12 protein-coding genes are annotated in these 18,072 nt (G+C 71.0%); 8 read left to right on the plus strand and 4 right to left on the minus strand.

The features are described 5' to 3' along the window. Positions 1-76: 76 nt before the first annotated feature. On the minus strand, positions 77-892 hold the full coding sequence (locus QFZ76_RS16290; protein WP_307674420.1) for an alpha/beta fold hydrolase: 816 nt from the start codon (positions 890-892) through the stop codon (positions 77-79). Continuing rightward, entirely contained in the window at positions 889-1,464 is a 576-nt protein-coding gene (locus QFZ76_RS16295) for an enoyl-CoA hydratase/isomerase family protein (RefSeq protein WP_307674421.1), read from the minus strand. The genes QFZ76_RS16290 and QFZ76_RS16295 overlap by 4 nt, the downstream gene beginning before the upstream one ends. Before the next feature lie 109 nt (positions 1,465-1,573). On the opposite strand from QFZ76_RS16295, the gene QFZ76_RS16300 reads away from it, so the two are divergent. The 8 genes from QFZ76_RS16300 (at position 1,574) to QFZ76_RS16335 (ending at position 15,563) form a co-directional block, all read left to right on the plus strand. After that, positions 1,574-3,169: a TIGR02677 family protein gene (locus tag QFZ76_RS16300; RefSeq protein WP_307674422.1), complete on the plus strand. Its 1,596-nt coding sequence runs from the start codon at positions 1,574-1,576 to the stop codon at positions 3,167-3,169. Then, positions 3,166-4,395 (plus strand): TIGR02678 family protein, encoded by a 1,230-nt coding sequence (locus QFZ76_RS16305; protein WP_307674423.1) that lies wholly within the window; start codon positions 3,166-3,168, stop codon positions 4,393-4,395. Before QFZ76_RS16300 ends, QFZ76_RS16305 begins: the two co-directional genes overlap by 4 nt. 5 nt (positions 4,396-4,400) lie before the next feature. Then, positions 4,401-8,564 (plus strand): TIGR02680 family protein, encoded by a 4,164-nt coding sequence (locus QFZ76_RS16310; RefSeq protein ID WP_307674424.1) that lies wholly within the window; start codon positions 4,401-4,403, stop codon positions 8,562-8,564. Further along, positions 8,561-9,814: a TIGR02679 family protein gene (locus tag QFZ76_RS16315; protein ID WP_307674425.1), complete on the plus strand. Its 1,254-nt coding sequence runs from the start codon at positions 8,561-8,563 to the stop codon at positions 9,812-9,814. Before QFZ76_RS16310 ends, QFZ76_RS16315 begins: the two co-directional genes overlap by 4 nt. Before the next feature lie 581 nt (positions 9,815-10,395). Further along, a complete protein-coding gene (locus tag QFZ76_RS16320) occupies positions 10,396-11,295 on the plus strand; it encodes a replication-relaxation family protein (protein WP_307674426.1) in 900 nt (299 codons plus the stop codon). A gap of 465 nt (positions 11,296-11,760) precedes the next feature. Then, positions 11,761-12,999 carry a hypothetical protein gene (locus QFZ76_RS16325; protein WP_307674427.1) on the plus strand — a complete coding sequence of 413 codons (1,239 nt, stop codon included), beginning with the start codon at positions 11,761-11,763 and terminating at the stop codon, positions 12,997-12,999. Between the two features lie 262 nt (positions 13,000-13,261). Next, positions 13,262-14,317 carry a reverse transcriptase family protein gene (locus QFZ76_RS16330; RefSeq protein ID WP_307674428.1) on the plus strand — a complete coding sequence of 352 codons (1,056 nt, stop codon included), beginning with the start codon at positions 13,262-13,264 and terminating at the stop codon, positions 14,315-14,317. Positions 14,318-14,798: 481 nt separating this feature from the next. Beyond that, on the plus strand, positions 14,799-15,563 hold the full coding sequence (locus QFZ76_RS16335) for a hypothetical protein (RefSeq protein WP_307674429.1): 765 nt from the start codon (positions 14,799-14,801) through the stop codon (positions 15,561-15,563). A 445-nt stretch (positions 15,564-16,008) separates the two neighbouring features. On the opposite strand, the gene QFZ76_RS16340 is transcribed toward QFZ76_RS16335, so the two are convergent. Both QFZ76_RS16340 and QFZ76_RS16345 read right to left on the minus strand, forming a co-directional pair. Further along, complete coding sequence (locus tag QFZ76_RS16340) at positions 16,009-16,962, minus strand: IS481 family transposase (RefSeq protein ID WP_307674430.1); 954 nt, start codon at positions 16,960-16,962, stop codon at positions 16,009-16,011. A gap of 516 nt (positions 16,963-17,478) precedes the next feature. Continuing rightward, complete coding sequence (locus QFZ76_RS16345; RefSeq protein ID WP_307674431.1) at positions 17,479-17,655, minus strand: DUF1963 domain-containing protein; 177 nt, start codon at positions 17,653-17,655, stop codon at positions 17,479-17,481. Positions 17,656-18,072: the final 417 nt, after the last annotated feature.

The following is an 18,072-nucleotide window of genomic DNA, read 5'->3' on the forward strand; positions in this document are numbered from 1 at the left end:
CCACCAGGGTGCGCCGCACTGCCTTCAGTTGCCGCAGGTCAAGAGGCATTTCCTGGTTCCCCGGCAAAGTCGCGCCCTATCGGCGACACCTGTGTGATCGGGCGCACACCCGCAGGGTTCGCGCCCGGGGCGGGGTCACTACGTCCGTGCCCAGGAACGTGTACGTCGTCCACCGCGCGACGAGGGCGCCGACGCTCGCGTCGGCCTTTCTTCGCGGGGCACGTGACGTGGCTGCCGGCCTCGTCACGTGCCCCGCTCGTCGGGCCCACGGGCATCTCCTCACCCGGTGAGAAACCCGATGACCGCCTTGTTCACAGCGTCGGGCCGCTCCAGGTAGGCCGTAGTGACCGCAGCCGGGTATCTCGGTGTACGCGGCTCCGGGGATGGCCGCGGCGAGTTCGCGCGACAGGTGCGGGCGGACGGCCAGGTCGTCCTGGAAGCCGATGACGAGGCAGGGGCGGGCGATCCGCCGGTAGTGCGGAAGGCGGTTCGGGACGACTTCGAGGCCGAGTCGCGCGCGGACCGTCGACGGGTCGGGTGCGGAGAGCCCGAAGATGCCGAGCCAGTCCCGCAGTCTGTCCTCGTCGTTGAGCGTCCGTGGTGAGAGGTTCTGCAGGGCGTGCCGGTACGCGGACACGGCGGGAGGGATCTTGACGCCGCTGTCGGCCAGCTCGATGTCCGCGGCCGACATCGCGGTGATCAGCGCGTCCGCTCGTCCGCAGCTGGCCATCAGCACGGCCCGCGTGACGAGTTCGGGCCGTGCGAGGAGGAGTTCCGGCGCGATGAGACCACCCAGCGAGTGGCCCACGACCCGGCAGGGCCCTGCGCCCTCGTACCGCACCCGGGCGCGGTCGTCGGTACCGCCGTCGCCGCTCACACGGTCCTCGGTCACGACGACCTCGCCGCGAACCTGCCGACCTTGTGGATGACGTCCTCCCCGTACAGCCGCAGCGCCTGCTGGAGGGCGAACTCCGCCATGTACGCGCGAAACGCCTCGGCGGGCTCCTCTGCGAGGTTGAGCATCCGTCGGTTGGCGAGCAGCGCCTCGCCGTCGAGGCGCTCCAGGCTCCGCTCGACGGCGGCGTCCAGCTCCTGCGGGTCCACGACCTCGTCCGCCAGCAGCCGCGCCTGTGGCTCCGAGGCCCAGATCCTGCGCCCTTCCAGGATCACCTGGCGGGACAGCCGAGGCCCGACGTACCGGCTGAAGCGGAAGTTGGCCACCCCGGGGATGATCCCTTCCTTGGCGGCCGGGAGGCTGAGGTAGGCGTCGGACGCGGCGAGGACATGGTCGAACACCAGCAGCAGCCGGGCGCCTCCGCCGATCGCGAAGCCGTCGACAGCGGCGACCCACGGCTTCTCGACGTACGGCGAGTGCCACCGCTCCGGGTCCTCGACGAACAGGCCCCGGACGAGCTTGTGGATGTAGCCGAGAAAGCCGCGTCGGCGACGCCAGCCCCGCGACATGCGGTCAGCTGAGCGCATGCGGCGCGTAGCCCACACCCGGCGGGACCCTCCGTGAATGTCAGGCCATGATTGCCCCAGCTGGGTGTCCGTCGGGGAGAATGACTGGACGATGATGTCGACGCCTTCCGGAGCGGCACGGGCCGGGTATGCACCCTTCGCCCACCTCACCGTGCCCAACGCCGCCCTGTACCGCCGGGTGATGGGCGCGTTCCTGGCCGCCAAGGAGCGCTTCGCGGTCCATCTGCGGCCCGAGGACGTGTTCGCGGTGCTGCCGCCGGAGCACCGGCCCGCCGACGTGGACACGGTGGTCAAGGCGCTGGACAGCCTTGTGGAGTGGGGCAATCTGCGGGCGGATCCGGACACCTCCCGGGTCACCGCGGTCGAGGACTTCTACCGCAAGCGCTTCATCTACCAGCTCACACAAGCCGGCGAGGCCGCCGAGCTGGCGCTGTCGGCGTATGACGAGGCGCTGGGGCGGCGCGGTGCGCTGCAGGCGGTGGCCCTGCACGACATCGTCACCCAGCTGCGGGCCCTGCTGGTGATCGCCGCCGAGCAGGAGGAGGGCGAGCCGGACGCGGCCAAGACGCATCTGGCGCTGTCCGCGCTCACGAGCCGGTTCGAGGCACTGGCGGAGAACGCGCGGGCGTTCATGGGCTCCCTGCAGCGCACCATCGACCTGCACGATGTGGAGGTCGAGGTGTTCCTCGCCTACAAAGACCGCCTGATCCAGTACCTGGAGCGGTTCATCCAGGACCTGATCACCCTGGGCGGGCGGATCGCCCTGCTCATCGGGGAGTTGGAGGAGCAGGGCCGGGTCGGTGGGCTGTTGCGGCTGGCGGCGGCCCGGGAGGCGGCCGACGCCGCCCCGGACGAGGCCGAGAGCGCCGAGGCGCGGGCGTATGAGCGGTGGGTCGGCAGATGGGCGGGGCTGGCTGCCTGGTTCGTGTCGGCGGACGGCCGAGAGTCGCAGGCCCGCCTGCTGCGTGGGCGCGCACTTGGGGCGATCCCGCAACTGCTGGCGGTCGTGCGCCAGTTGAACGAGCGGCGGGCCGGGCGCTCGGATCGCTCGGCTGACTTTCGGACCCTGGCCCGCTGGTTCGCCGAGGCCCCCGACGACGGGGCGCGGCACCGGCTGTGGCGCGCCGCGTTCGGGCTGTATCCGGCACGTCACCTCACCGTCGACGCCGACACCCTCGACCGGCGCGCCGCCCACCCGGTGGCCGCCTCCACCCCGTGGGCCGAGGCCGAGCCGCTGCGCATCAGCCCGCAGCTGCGCCGCACCGGCAGCTACGAACGGCGTGGCAAGACCCGTCGAGTACAGGACCGGTCCGAGCAGCGCAGGCGCCTGGCCGAGTTCGCCGCCAAGCAGGCGGAGGAGATCGCGGCCGCCCGCGCCCGCCTCGCGACGGACGGCACCACGCGGTTGTCCGCACTCGGCGAGCTCGACCCGCTCGCCTTCGGTCTTTTCCTTCAGCTGCTCGGCGACGCCCTGTCCACCTGGCGGCCCGGCATGACGGCCACCACCGCGACCAGCAACGACGGCACGATGGAGGTCCGGCTCACCGCCCTGGCGGACGGCACGACGGCCGAGGTCCGCACCCCCGGCGGCACCTTCCGCGGACCCGACCACCTGGTCGAGATCACCGATCTCACCCGGACCGGTCAGGTGCGCGTCGACGACACTCCGACGGGAGAAGAGCGATGACCACGCCCCTGGGCGAGGTGCTGGACAGCCGGCGCGCCGCCGAGTTCCACAAGGCCGCCCGCGCGCTGCTGAAGGAGCCGCTGCTGCTCGCGCACGGCCCGAACGCCGAGGAGTTCCGGCTGGTGCGCCAGCACGCCGGCGACCTGCGCGACTGGTTCGACCGCAACACCGGCTGGCCTCTGCGGGTGGACGCGGAGGCGGCGCGGCTGGGCAGGTCACCCGGCACCCTGGCCGACCCCACCCATCCGGCCCGCGAGACCTCCCGTGCTCGCGCGCCCTTCACCCGCCGCCGCTATGTGCTGCTGTGCCTGGCGCTGGCCGCGCTGGAGCGGGGCGAGGCGCAGATCGCGCTCGGCCGGCTCGCCGAGCAGGTGGTCCTGGATGCCGCCGATCCCCATCTGGTCGCCGCTGGGATCGAGTTCACGCTGGAGCGGCGCGAGGAGCGGCTGGATCTGGCGGCGGTGGTACGGCTGCTCATGCGGTACGGAGTGCTGCGGCGGGTGGCCGGCGACGAGGACGCCTACGTCAGCGGCGCGGGCGATGTGCTCTACGACGTCCAGCGCCGTGTCCTGGCCGGGCTGCTCGCCGCCCGCCGCGGCCCGTCGATGATCACCGCCGACGGATTCGAGGACCGCCTGGCCGAGCTGGCCGCCGAGAGCGCCCTGGACAGCGACGAACTACGCTTCCGCGCCATCCGCCAGCGGCTGACCCGGCGCCTGCTGGACGACCCGGTGCTGTACTACGCCGAGCTGACCGACACAGAGCTCGCCTACCTCACCCGCCAGCGCGCCTTCATCACCGCGCGGATCACCGAACTGACCGGCCTGGTCGCGGAGGTGCGGGCCGAGGGCATCGCCATGGTCGACCCCCTGGACGACCTGACCGACGTACGGATGCCCGAGCAAGGCACCCACGGCCACGTCACCTTGCTGCTCGCCGAGCACCTCGCGGCCGCGAACGGCGCGGTCAGCCGCGGTGAGCTGGAGCGCAGGGTGCGGGAACTGGCCGTCGAACACGGCGGCTTCTGGTCCAAGAGCGCCAAACAGCCGGGCTCGGAAACAGAGTTGGTCGACCAGGCCCTGGCCAAGCTGATCGCGCTCGGCCTGGTCACCGCCGTCCCCGGCGGCGTCGCCCCGCTGCCGGCGTTGGCCCGGTACGCGGTCGGAGAGACCGTCGTAAGGGAACCGGGAGTCCCTGCCCCCCATACCGCTCAGCGAAAGGCGTGAGAGCTGTGACCGCCCTGCCCACTCCCGCACCTGGCCGGTGGCGGCCACTGCGTATTGGCCTGGTCGACCTTTTCTACTACGACACCGAGGAGTTCTGGTTCCGGGACGGACGGCTGCTGCTGCGCGGCAACAACGGCACCGGCAAGTCCAAGGTCCTCGCCCTCACTCTGCCCTTCCTCCTGGACGGCGACCTGTCCGCGCGGCGCGTGGAGCCCGACGCCGACCCGGGCAAGCGCATGGAGTGGAACCTGCTGCTGGGCGGGCAGCACCCGCACCCCGAGCGGCTCGGCTACACCTGGATCGAGTTCGGCCGCCGGGACAGTAAGGACAACGCCGCCGGCCAGGACCACTTCCTCACCCTGGCCTGCGGGCTGAAGGCGGTGGCGGGGCGGGGTATCGCCCGCCACTGGTACGCCGTCACCGACCAGCGGATCGGGGAGGAACTCAGTCTGCTCGACACCACCGGCACCGCGCTGTCGCGGGACCGGCTCGCGGAAGCTGTCGCCGGGCACGGCATGGTGTACGACACCGCCACCGCGTATCGCAGGGGCGTCGACGAGGCGCTGTTCGGGCTCGGTGAGCGACGGTACGCGGCCTTGGTGGACCTGCTCATCCAGCTGCGCCAGCCGCAGCTGTCGAAGCGGCCCAACGAGGCGGCACTGTCGCGTGCGCTGACCGAGTCGCTCCCACCCATGGACCAGGCGGTGATCGCCGACGTGGCCGAGGCGTTCCGGTCTCTGGACGAGGAGAAGGAGGAGCTACGGGCGGCCACCGAGGCCGAGCGGGCCGCCGCCGCCTTCCTGGACCACTACCGCCGCTACGCCCGCGTCGCCACCCGCCGCCGCGCCCGGCTCCCCCGCCACGAACACGCCCGCTACGAACAGTTGAACCGCGACCTCGTGCAGGCCGAGAGCGAGCGGTCGCAGGCCGAGGAGGACAGGGAGCGGATCGCCGGACGGATCGCGGAACTGGAGGAGAGTGCCACACGGCTGACGGCGCAGGAGGCTGCGCTGCGCGAGGGCCCGGAGATGCGCAGCGCCCGGGAGCTGGAGCAGGCGGCTTCCGACGCCCGCCGCACCGCCGACGACCAGGCCCGCGCCGAGGCGGACCGGGAGCAGGCCGCCCAGGTCCACACCCGCGCCCTGGACCGCCTCGAGAGCGCCGACAGGCGGCTCGCGGCAGCCGAACAGCAGGTCGCGGACACACTCGTCCGCGAACGGGAGGCGGCCTGCGCCGCCCGCCTCGACGGTGATCTGCGCACCGAAGGCGCGCCGGAGACCGAACTGCGCCACGCGGCCGAGGAGTCGGTGGCCCGCAGGCGGCGCACCCTCGACCACGTGGAGGAACTGGCGACGCGCGCCGAGCAGGCCGCCGCCGAGCGGCGCGCCGCCGCCCGCCGCCTGGATGAGGCGCAGACCGAGGCCGGGCACACCGCCGAGCGGCACGCCCAGGCGGAGGCCGTAGCGGCCGAGGCGGGCCGGGAACTGGTCGCCGCCGTACGCGAACACCTCGATGCCTGTGAGGAGTTGGCGCCCCAGGATCCGGCGGGCCTGCTGGACGGTCTGCAGGAGTGGGTCACACACCTCCAAGGCCCCTCACCCGCGCGCGTGCACACCGCCGACGCCCATCGCGCCAGGGCCGCGCACCTGGCCGACCAGACGGCCGCCCTCGGCCAACGGCTGACCGAACTACATGCCCGGCGCGCCGAGACCGAGCGGGAGCTGGCCGGCCTGGAGGCGGGCGGCCAGCGCGGTCCCACGGCACCCCACACGCGTACTCCCGGCGTCCGCCACCAGGCCCCCGGGGCGCCGCTGTGGCGTCTGGTCGACTTCCACGACCACGTCACCGCCGCTGAACGCGCGGGCCTGGAGGCGGCGTTGGAGGCCTCCGGTCTCCTGGATGCCTGGGTGTGCCCGGACGGTACCGCCGTGTCCGCCGACGGGCACGACATTCTGCTGTCGCCGGGCGCCGCGCTCGCCGGGCCGGTGCTTGCCGATGTGCTGCGCCCGGCTGTGGACCACGGTGACGCGCGTGCCATGGCAGTGGGCGAGCAGACGGTGGCCCGCCTTCTGGCCGCCGTGGGTCTCGGCTCCGGCGGCGACACCTGGGTGGCGGCGGACGGCCGCTTCCACGTCGGAGCACTGACCGGCAGCTGGTCGAAGCAGGCCGCCGTGTACGTGGGCGAGGGCGCCCGCGAGGAGGCGCGCCGGGCCCGGATCGCAGTCCTGCACGGCGAACTCGAGGCACTGGCACACCAGTCGGACCAGCTGCAGGCCGAGCGGGCCACGGTGGTCCGGCGCCGCCGCACCCTGGACGCCGAACTGGCCGCCATCCCCGACGACGCCGCCTTGCGCCACGCGCACGCGCTGGCCGCGGCCGCCGCGGACGCCGCCCACCGCGCCCGCGCCCGCCAGGACGAACGCTCCGCCGAACTGGCCGCGGCGGCCGGGCAGGAAGCCGAGTCCGCCACCGAACTCACCGACACGGCAGCTGCCGTGAACCTGCCCGCCGACCGGCCGCAACTGGCCGCTGTCCGCCAGGCGCTGGCCGACTACACCGCCGTCCTGGCCGCCCTGTGGCCCGCCCTGCGCGAGCGCGCCGACGCCGGGCGCACGGTCGCCGACGAGCGCGCGGAAGCCGAGCGAGCCGGCACCCGGGTGGCCGAACTGGCCCTGCGGGCCGAGGACTCGGCCCGCTTCGCGGCCGCCGCGGACGAACGCCACACCACCCTGCGCTCCACCGTCGGCGCCGCCGTCGCGGAGCTGGAGCGGCGCCTGGCCGCCACCGCCGAGGCCTTGGCCGCGTGCGAGCGCGATCAGCGCATCTCCCGCCAGGAGCACACCGCCGCCGGTCGGCGCGTCGGCCATGCGGAGGGCCGCATCGAGCAGTTGGAGAAGGACGTACGCGAGGCCGCCGCCTCCCGCGCCGAGGCGATCGCCGCGCTCCAGCGGTTCGCGGCCACCGGCCTGCTGACCGTCGCCCTGCCCGAGACGGTCGTGCCCCCGCTGGACGGCGGACCATGGGCCGCAACCCCGGCCGTCGCGCTCGCCCGCGCCATCGAGGCGCAGCTGTCGGGCCCGTCCGGCACCGACGACTCCGACGGCGCCTGGGAACGCGTACAAAAACGGCTCAGCGAGGAGTACAAAAAACTCCAGGACGCCCTCTCCCGCGGCGGCCACAGCGCCACCGCCCGCATGGTCGAGGACGGCATGGTCGTCGACATCGTCTACCAGGGCCGCCGGCGGACCGTGCCCGAACTGGCCGCGGCCCTCGCCACCGAGGTGACCGAACTGGCGCGCATCCTGTCCGCGCACGAACGCGAGATCCTCGAAACCCACCTGCTCACCGAAGTCGCCGGCACCCTTCAGGAACTGATCGCGGCCGCCGAGCGGCAGGTGCGGGCCATGAACGCCGAACTTCAGGAGCGGCCCACGTCCACCGGCATGAAACTGCGACTGATGTGGCGCCCCTCCCGCAAGGCACCCGCCGGACTGGCCCAGGCCCGCGAACGCCTGCGCCAGTCCGCGGACGCCTGGGCGCCCGAGGACCGGGCGGCGGTCGGCGAATTCCTGCAGGCCGAGATCGCCCGCCGGCAGTCCGACGACGCGGCAGGCAGCTGGCTGGAGGTGCTCACCGCGGCGCTCGACTACCGCTCCTGGCACGAGTTCGGCATCGAACGCCACCAGCACGGCACCTGGGTTCCGGCCACCGGCCCCGCCTCCGGCGGCGAACGGGTCCTGGCCGTGTCCGTACCCCTGTTCGCCGCCGCCTCCTCGCACTACGCCACGGCCGCACCCGACGCCCCGCGTCTGGTCACCCTGGACGAGGCGTTCGCGGGCGTGGACGACGACTCGCGGGCCAAGTGCCTGGGCCTGCTGCATGCCTTCGACCTGGACGTGGTGATGACCAGCGAACGCGAATGGGCCTGCTACCCCCAGGTCCCCGGCATCGCCATCGCCCAACTCTCCCGCGTCGACGAGATCGCCGCGGTCCTGGTGAGCCGCTGGGAATGGGACGGGACCGAGCGCGTACGGGGCACCGAACCGGACCACCGCCTGGCGGTACTCCCCGTCCAGGCGGCGCCTTCGGCCACTGCGGTCGGCGCGGCGGCCCCCGGGCCCGCGCCGGCCGACGGCAGCGACCCCGACCAGGACGTGCTGTGGGCATGAGCACGCCCGGGCAGCCCTCGCCCCCCGGGGAACCCGGCGCGCGCGTCGATCGCGACCGTCTCGGCCGCCTGCTCGGCGACCCCGACCTCGCCTGGCTGGTCGAGCGCGTCCGACGCCGCATGGAGCGGGACGAACCCCTCACCGGCCCGGTCACGCTGACCGCCCCCACCACCGCCGAGCGCGGCGCCGCCGAACGCCTGCTGGGCCGCAGTCCAGGCGCCGGACGCTCGCTGACCGTGCGCCTCGACGCGGTGGACGCCGTGCTGCGCCGCTCCGGCATCAGCCCCGGCCTCGCCGCAGCCGTGATCGCCCTCACCGGTCCGATCGCCCGGCTCACCGACGTGCGCGAACAGGAGGCGAACGCCTGGCAGAATGCGTACGCCTCACTGGCCACGCTGGGGTCCGAACTGTCCGAGTGGTCCGACCGGTTGCGCCAAGACGGCCTCGTTCGCCGCCTCGCCCGCACCCCCCAAGCAGCGAAGACCCTGCTCATCGACGCCACGACAGCCCTGCGGGCGCTGCCCGCCGACCCGGCCGTGTCGCTGCCCGCCTTCGCCAACAACACTCTGGGCGACGCGCACGCCCTCGACGACACAACACCACTCGCCACCGTTGTCCTGTCCGGCGTACGCGCCCTCACCGGCTTCCCGGACGGCAGCGGAACCGAATGGCGCCGCGAGGCCTGGGCCTCGGCCGGCCTGCTCAGGGACGCTCTGTCCTCCACCGTCCTCACCCTGGGTCTGCAGGGCACCGCTGCTCTGGACTGGATGACCGACACGGGCGAACCGGCCGTCCTGACGCTGCGCCAGCTCACCCACAGCCCGCCGAGCACGGCACCTGCGGTCGTGTACGTGTGCGAGAACCCGACCGTCCTGGCCACCGCGGCCGACATCCACGGCCCCGCCTGCCCGGCTCTGGTCTGCCTCCAGGGCCAGCCCTCGGCCGCCGCCCTCACCCTGCTGCGCCACCTGCACAGCCACGGTTCCACACTTCGCTACCACGGCGACTTCGACTGGGGCGGCCTGCGCATCGCCGACGCCCTGCTGCGCCGCGTCCCCTGGCAGCCCTGGCGCTACACCGCAGCCGACTACCGCACCGCGGCCGCCGCCACACCCCTGGCCCCACCCCTGACCGGCACCCCGGCCAACGCCGCGTGGGATCCCGACCTGTCCCCGGCCCTGACCGAACTCGGGGTGCGCATCGAGGAAGAGGCCGTCCTCGACACCCTCCTCGCTGACCTTGCACCCTGAGCCGTCGCGCGGGTGGAACGTGGACGTCATGCGGCAACAGCCCGGCCGTTCCGGTACGTGACGCGCCACCTGAGCCATGCGTCAGTGCGACGCGCTCGTCCAGGTGACGGGTCTGGAGATTCCCCTGCATCCCCGCTCCACGCCCCAGGCTCTGGCGGTGATGCTGGTGTGCGCCGGGTTGTCGCGGCGCACGAGCGCGGAGGCGGCCGCCGACGCGCAACCTGCCCAACGGCGGCCCCGATCCCCCGGCGGCACCCACCCGCCCGTTCGCCCGCCGTCCCCTGTTTTTCTTCTGCTGTGGGGGCGAGCGCGGGGGTGTGCAGAGGGGGATGTCGGGCAGCCGACCACGCCGACGAGGCATGGTGACCTGCGGATATGCCGCCCCGGCTCGGAGAGGAGCGGGCAGATGTCGGCGGGGATGTCAACGCAGGTGTCGGCCCGGTCGAAGGCGGTGTTGTCGCATCGTGACCGTGGTCGGGCCCTCATGGTCGCAGGTGTGGTCGGGGTCGGCTGCTGCCGTGGCCGGTACGCGCGGCGCCGTACCGGACGGTGCCGCCCTGTACAGGAGAGGCGGGCCGGCGATGACGGACGTGGACGCGGGCAGTGGCGATCGGCTGGCGTTGGCGGTGCTGGTGCAGTACCGGATGGCCACCACCGAGCAGATGCACCGGGTGATCGCCCCGGGAGTGCGCAGCGAGCAGACTCGGCGCAGGCTGGCCAAGTTGCGCGAGGAGGGGCTGATCGACCGCATCACCCTGCCCAGGGCCGGGCGGCTGCGGGTGTGGTTCCCCACCTCGTACGGCGTGCAGGTCGCCTGCGAGTGGCCCGAGTTGCGCGGCCGGCGGCCACCGAAGGCAGTGTCCGATCCGACTGCCGCACGGCTGCGGGTCGGGCACTCGCTGACGGTGACCGAGACCGCACTGGTCTTCCTCGAGGACGCCCGACGCCGCGGCGAACTGTGCCGACCGCTGGACTGGATCCCCGAGGTCTACCACCCCATCGGAGGCGGTGACGCCGTCATCCCCGACGCGCTCATGTACTACCGGCGCGGCCGTGAGGGCGGCGACGGGCCGATGCTGCGGGCGTTCGTCGAGGTCGACCGGGCCACCATGGGCCCGGAACGCCTGGCCGCGAAGCTCACCGCCTACGCCCGCCTCCACGACTACGTGCCCACCTCCCCGGGGCAGCGGCGGCAGCCCCCGGAGCAGGAGCCGGGGCAGGAAGCATGGCGGCGGCACTACCCGCTCTTCCCCCGCCTGCTGTTCGTCCTGGACGGCACCGGCCCCGCCGGCATCACCACCCGCATCCGCGCCCTGCACGCGGCCGCCAAAGGCCTGGCGTTGCCCCTCTTCCTGCACACCGTCCCCGTCCTGGCCGCGGCGCTGGCAGACCTGCGCACCAAAGGCCCCTCCGAGCCCGTGTGGCACCCCGTCCAGGACCCCGATCGCGGGGTCGCCTGGAGCTGGTCGCCCCATACGTAGACGGCCTACGCAGCCCCGACCATGGACCGACCACAACCCCGAAACCCCGACCATGGCCCTGACCACAGCGATGCGCAACCAACTGCGCACCGAGCGCGCACCGCATGCGCAGCACGAAGTGGACGGCTGCGCAGTCGGCGCACGCAGGCGAAAAGGAGTCTGCGCAGCCGCCCACCTACCTGCCGTGGTCGTGCGCATGGTCGCCCCAACCAACGGGCCCTCCACAGGTCTGCCACACCCTGCGTGGCACCAAGTGCGTGGTGATTGCGCATCGTTGGTCGGGCGATGCGAACCCGGCTTCACGACCATTCATGGATCTGCACAGTCGGGGTGCGGACGGTGTCTGCGCACCTTCCCGCGGGCCGGGCCTTGACCCCTCCTTGTGGTGCGCGGGAGGCGTACGGCGTGGCCCGACCACGGCACACTGAGGCAGCGAGACCCACCAGCAGGAGAGCGGGAAGCGGGATGCACACCCAGTACGTACCACCACGGCCGAGCGAGACTCGCCAGGGGATCGAGTGGCTGAAGAACTTCGCCCCTGGGGACGTCGAGACAGCTCAACTGCTGTTGAACAGCCTCTGTTTCGTCTCCGAAACCATGTTCCGGCAGGACCTGTTCGCACGCCTGGCCGCTGTCCTGGCCGACGGACACATCGAGACACCAGCAGCCCTGTACAGCGTCCAGTCTTACGACCCTCCCGGCACGATGTTCCACGACCACGTGACGCCAGTGGTCTCCAGCGCGAGCAGCATGGGCAGTGAACTGGTCGTCCAGAACATCATCGGCGCCGTACGACGCAGCTTGGTCCCCCGCGTGAACATCCGTGACGCCACCGAACTCTGCATCCTCAGACAGCATCGGGTACGCAGCCTGGTGTTCGTATCGGACCAGGCCGGCTCGGGACGCGAGTGCGAGGAGTATGCCCGCACCTGGCTGCGCAACAAGACCATCCGCAGTTGGAAGTCCCTGAAACTGGTCAAGCTGTACCTGGTCCTGTTCACCGCCTCCGCCTCTGGGCTGCGCCGCCTGCGCAAGAGCGGCCTCTACGACGAGATCTGGGTGGTGCGGCACGGCATGGACTTCGCCTCCGCCCAGTGGAACGATGCCGAGCGCAGCCGCATCCGGACACTGTGCGAGAAGTACGCACGGCGCGAGGGGGAGGGCCTGGGCTGGGAAGGTAGTCAAGGGCTGGCCGTGTTCGAGCACACCGTGCCCAACAACCTGCCGTCCATTCTCCGGCAGCGAAGAGGACCGTCGCGGCGCCCCGATGGCTGGGCGCCGTTCTTCCAACACCGCACCGCACCACCGGACCTCATGCAGGAACTCGTCGGATATGCGCCGGCGCACGACCGGGCACGAGGACTACGCGCACTGGGTCAGCAGCGCCTGGCATATGCGGGCGAAATCCGCACCCACTACCGCAGCGGGGTCCGCAACCTGGCCGAGATTCTGGGGCACCTCGCCGCGGGACACCGTCATGCCGAGCAACTGGCCCGCGCCGTGTCGGTGTCCGTGCCCACCGCCGAAGAAGTCATCGTGCAGATACGTAGCTGGGGACTGATCGACGCTCAGAGACGTCTGACGGATGCCGGATGGGCAGAACTGCGGGCGGCCAAGGCCAAGCCCCGCCGCGTACTTCAGCAATTGCAGGGCAGCCAGGAGCCCTACTATCCTCACTCTCTGCGGGAGAGCCGGTGGCCCTAGCGTAATCGGCGAGGTAATCGCCGAGACAACGGCCTTCATTTGAAGGCCAGGCTGTGGCCGGTGGCTGCATGCTGTGGACAAGCTGTCGTACGCCTGAGCCTTGAGATGCGCTGGTGCCCCTACGTGCGCCTGGTGCGCGCAGCTCAAGGACCTAGCGGGATGACACCGAAGGTAGGACGTCATCGACTCTCCCGCACGCTACCGAAGGCAGGGGCTACAACGCGGTGTCGCGCCGGAAGTCATCGACGAGGCCCTGTCCCAGATGCGGCGCCTTGACGCCAGGGGCCTGACGCCGGTGCTGACACTGGCTCACCTCGCGCATCTGACCGGGGTGCACTATCTGTACCTGCGGGAAATCGTCCAGCGCCGACGCGACCCCTACACGGAGTTCTCCCGCCCCAAGCGTGAGACCGGCAAGACACGCACCATCGCTGCACCGGACCCCGTCCTGATGAACGTCCAACGCTGGCTCCTGCACCAGATCTTCGGACGGCTCACGCCCCACCAGGCCAGCTACGCCTACCAGCAGGGCCGCTCAGCCGTGCAGTGCGCCCAACGCCACCTCGGCGCCACATGGCTACTGAAGTTCGACCTGCACAACTTCTTCCCCTCCATCAACGAGAGAGCCGTCCAGGCGGTGGTGCATGCCGCCGGCTACAACAAGCTCATCTCCTTCGAGATCGCTCGTCTGTGCACCCGGGTCCCCTGGGTCGTGGAGTGGCCCTACTCCGGCAGTTCCTACCAGACCATCGACACCTACAGGACGCCGAGAGTGGGCCGCTTGCCTCAAGGCGCCCCTACCAGCGGGGCCTTGGCCAATGTTGTGGCCCGCCCGCTGGACGAGACGCTTGCCGCGCTGGCCGAACACTATGACCTGACGTACACCCGCTACGCGGATGACATGACCTTCTCGACGTTCCGGCGTTTCGAGCGTCCGACGCTGACCCGCTGCGTCGCCGAGATCACACAGGCTGTGGCCGCCACGCCCTTCACATTGCATCGCAAGAAGACCCGTGTTGTCCCGCCCGGGGCACGGAAGATCGTTCTCGGCCTCCTGGTGGACGGCGACGAGGTGCGTCTGCCACGGCAAACAAGAAAGAGGCTGGAGGACCACATCCGCGGGGCGGAGAAGTTCGGATTCGCTGCCCACGTCGAACACATCGGTTTCAGCTCATTGCAGGGGTTCATCCACCACGTCGACGGGTTGCTGGCCTACGCCCAGGGAGTGGACACTGCATGGGCGCGTCCACTGACACGCCAGTGGGAAGACTTGCTGGCCGCCGAAGGCTTCTCCGTTCTGGAACGCCGCCGGTGGTGACGGCTCTTTAACCCGTCTCCGGCAATCCCAGACCAACTGCTGCCAGCGTCGGTCGACGTCCGCTGTGGTCGCATCGGTGCCGGACTCTTGTCGGATGCCCACAACAAGGCTGACAGCGGACAGCAACTGCGCACGTCGCTCCGTGGCCACCGCCCCCTCTGCACGCTCGCTGCGCACGTGGCCACCCCTAGGCCACCCCTCGCTCACGAAGCACCTCGGCGACCGTCAGGGAACGTCTGCCCTCTGGCCCAAAAAAGCAGTGCATCACCGAAGTTGAGGCCGAGCGCGACGATGTCCGGGCGCAGCTCGCCGGCACACACACGTGCAGCGGTTCGCCGCCAACGCGACGAAACCCGCATTCATCCACTTCCGGGCCACCGCGAACACCGACAACCGGCTGATGAGCCAAGGCCATTCGTGTGCGGCACGTCCGCAGTCACCGACATGCCACACACGAACGCGCCGAACAGGAGCAGCGCCGATGAACTACGCCACCGCCGTACACGAGACCGTCGCCGCTCTGCGCAGCGCCCGGGAACGGTGGGCCGAGCTGCTGCTCGCCATCGAGACCCCGCCCGCGGACGTCTGGCCACCGCGGCAGCTCGCGCACACCCTGCGCGCCACCGACGACGAGCAACTACTCGTCGAGGACCGAGCCCCGCTCGTACTACGCGAGCACCCCGCCCCGGCCAACCTCGACGCGCTCGACACTGGCCTCGCCATCGAGAGACAGGTATTCGCCCTCGCCGACACCCTCGCCGCCGCCGTCCAGCACCCCCGGCGCGACGACCCTCGACGGTGGCAGTTCCAGAACCCCGGCGCACAGACGCGCGGGACGCGGCCGGATCACGGGCGCACGGGCTGCACTTCACGTGCGTATGGGTCGAGGGACGTGTGCTCGACGAGGACACCGAGCCCGAGCAGCAGCTCGACGGCACCCCCTCCGCACCGCCGTTCGCTCCCCTGCCCCCGCACTTGCTGCACGAGGCACGGCGTACCGCGCGGATCGCCGAGGGCCGACCGCTACGAACCCTCGGCCTCCACGCGCGCGCCACCCCTCTACCGAATCACCCGTGCCCGTACTGCGCCGACGAGCTCATCCTGCACACCGTCCTCGAGGAGGCCCCGACCGCCCGTGCCCGAGGACAAGCACGGCCGGCGCGTATGGAGGTGGGCCGATCTGTTGGCTCTGGTTGCCGCCCTCGGTTCCGAGGGGCGGCCCGGAACCGCGCGGCACGCAGTATGACGACGTCGGCCCCGGGCATGGTCCGGGGCCGACCGGACTGCTCCTCAATGGTGCGCGGCTACGCACGGGACCCTTCCGGCACCGGTGGCAGCAGATACCTGCACATTGGTCACATATAGGTAACAAAAGGGTAAAGCAGGCCACTAGGCGAACTCCCTTGACTGCAAACTATCTTCAGAGTCAAAAACGAGGGCGGAATACAGGCTGAATTTAGTTAGTTAGACTAACTAACCTCTTCTGACCAAGCTCTGAAGCAATAGCTGTCGACGAATGAAATAAAAAAGGGGAGGGCAATTCAGATGCGCAAAAGCTGGATGCGAATCATTCGGGAAGCGCTGCAAAGTGGGGACGGGACACTGCGCCTAGTGTTCCTCATGGGCGCAGGGGTCGCTTGCGGCGCGACGTTCGTCGGAGTGCTAGCCGTAGCGAGGCTCGTCGGACTGCTCTAGCTGTATTGCCCTGAGAGGTTGGGGACGCGGCTGGCGGGTGGTTGGCCTTTCAGCGCGGTGTGTCCGCGGTGGTGATTGTAGGTGTGCAGCCAGTCGGGGAACGCTTGGCGTCGTTCGGTCTCTGAGTGGTAGGGGCGGGCGTAGGCCCACTCGTCGAGCAGGGTGCGGTTGAAGCGTTCGACCTTCCCGTTGGTCTGCGGCCGGTAGGGCCGGGTGCGCTTGTGGGTGATCCCGGCTGCGGTGAGCAGGTCGCGCCAGTCTCGTGAGCGGTAGCAGGAGCCGTTGTCGGTCAGGACCCGTTCGACCGTGATGCCGGCCTGGGTGAAGAACGCCTGGGCACGGGTCCAGAAGCCGGTGGCGGTCTCCTTCTTCTCATCCGCGTGGATCTCGCTGTAGGCCAGTCGGGAGTGGTCGTCGACGGCGGTGTGGAGGTAGCTGTAGCCGGCGTTCGGGCGGTTCTTGCGTCCTGCTTGGCGGCCCAGCACTTTGTGTCCGCCGCCGTCGGGGATGTTGCCGAGCTTCTTGATGTCGACGTGCACCAGCTCGCCGGGACGTTCACGTTCGTAGCGGCGTATGACGCGGCCGGTGGCCCGGTCCAGGTGGGTGAGGCGGGCCAGGCCGTAGCGGGTCAGCACACGGTGAACGGTCGAGGGCACCAGGTGCAGCAGGTGCGCGATGCGGGCCGGTCCCCAGCGGCGCAGGACACGGACCTTGATGATGCGCCGCTCGGTGCGGGTCGGCGTCCTGCGCGGGCTGGTACGCGGGCGGCTGGAGAGGTCGCTCATGCCTGCTTCGCCGAACGTCCGGTAGCGGTCGGCCCAGCGCTGGGCGGTGGTCGGCGAGACCTGGAAGCGTTCGGCAGCCCGGCGCAGGGGCCAGCCGTCCTCGACCACGCAACGGGCCAGGCGCAGTCGTCCGGTCTCGGTCAGGGGTGCATTACGGTGGGACACGAGGGCCTTTCGGTCGGTGTCGACGTCGCAATCCACACCGAACTCGAAAGGCCCTCACCTGTTCAAGATCCCTCAGCCGAGACCTGCCTCACCGTCCACAACCTCCCGGGACAGAACATCTAGCCGGCGATCTTGCATCACCTGTGGTGCGGTAACAACGTTATTTGCCCGTGACCTACGGGCGGCGCCTTGGCCGTGCGTCCCGCATCTTGCTCAAGAGGCGGGACGTGTCGAGCAGTTGCCTACCCCAAGAGCGGCCCCACGGCGCACGAGACATCGCCCGCTCCAACGTGATTGTCAGTGGTGGTGCCTAGCCTCGCGCTTTCGCGTGGGGTGACGTCTGGAGCTGAACAAGGAAGCCATGAGTGCCATTGACCTGGGACGACAGGCAAGATCAGGGTCCTCATTGCTGCCAGGAAGACTGCACTCCGCAGGTGAAGAGGCGTGGCGGGTCGTACCCGCGTGGAAACGGTCTGCCGGAAGAGTCGGCGAACTGGCACGTGCGGTCAAAGCCGGCTAGCACTGCACGGTCAGCCGGACCTGGCCGAAGCGGTGGGCGGCGAGGTCCTCGGGGCGGATGAGCCAGTAAAGGGTGCCCACGTCGCCCCACTCCATCTTCGCGTCGCTGTCGCTGTCGAACTGGGCGAGCAGTACCCATCGTTCGGCTTCCTGGTCCAGGGGTGGTCGCCCCACGCATGCCTGTTGCCGAGCGTCCCGTGCGCGATGTCGTACTCCACCGGGCCCTGGACGGGTACGGCGTGGCCGCCGATCTGGTGGCCGATGTGGGTGTGCAGGCGGGCGAAGGCACGGCGGAACGACTTGAGCTCGGCGGGGGTTTCACGGGGGTGGTCCGGCCAGGTCCGGCCGTCGCCGAGCAGGGCTTTCCTGGCCTGTGGCAGCCACAGGTCGGGGGCGCTCTGCTCCGTCTCGGCGGTGAGGTCCACGCGGAAACGCCCAGACCTGTTCGCGGACCTGGGCGCGGGCCCGGCGGTTCGCCGACATCCGAGCCGCCCTGAACGCCGGGCCACCTCTCCGTCGCTGGACGGCTTCGATCAAGTCGAGCGCTGCGAGCTGGACTTGTCCACGCCAAGCCCGCTCCTCGGCCGTCGG

The sequence above is a fragment of the Streptomyces sp. V4I2 genome (assembly GCF_030817655.1).
GTDB lineage: Bacteria > Actinomycetota > Actinomycetes > Streptomycetales > Streptomycetaceae > Streptomyces > Streptomyces plumbiresistens.

Excerpts from the sequence above, each read along its gene's own strand:
- QFZ76_RS16305 (WP_307674423.1), top strand. The coding sequence starts at position 3,166 with ATGACCACGCCCCTGGGCGAGGTGCTGGACAGCCGGCGCGCCGCCGAG.
- QFZ76_RS16320 (WP_307674426.1), top strand. The coding sequence starts at position 10,396 with ATGACGGACGTGGACGCGGGCAGTGGCGATCGGCTGGCGTTGGCGGTG.
- QFZ76_RS16300 (WP_307674422.1), top strand. The coding sequence starts at position 1,574 with ATGATGTCGACGCCTTCCGGAGCGGCACGGGCCGGGTATGCACCCTTC.
- QFZ76_RS16315 (WP_307674425.1), top strand. The coding sequence starts at position 8,561 with ATGAGCACGCCCGGGCAGCCCTCGCCCCCCGGGGAACCCGGCGCGCGC.
- QFZ76_RS16295 (WP_307674421.1), bottom strand. The coding sequence starts at position 1,464 with ATGTCGCGGGGCTGGCGTCGCCGACGCGGCTTTCTCGGCTACATCCAC.
- QFZ76_RS16325 (WP_307674427.1), top strand. The coding sequence starts at position 11,761 with ATGCACACCCAGTACGTACCACCACGGCCGAGCGAGACTCGCCAGGGG.
- QFZ76_RS16330 (WP_307674428.1), top strand. The coding sequence starts at position 13,262 with ATGCGGCGCCTTGACGCCAGGGGCCTGACGCCGGTGCTGACACTGGCT.
- QFZ76_RS16335 (WP_307674429.1), top strand. The coding sequence starts at position 14,799 with ATGAACTACGCCACCGCCGTACACGAGACCGTCGCCGCTCTGCGCAGC.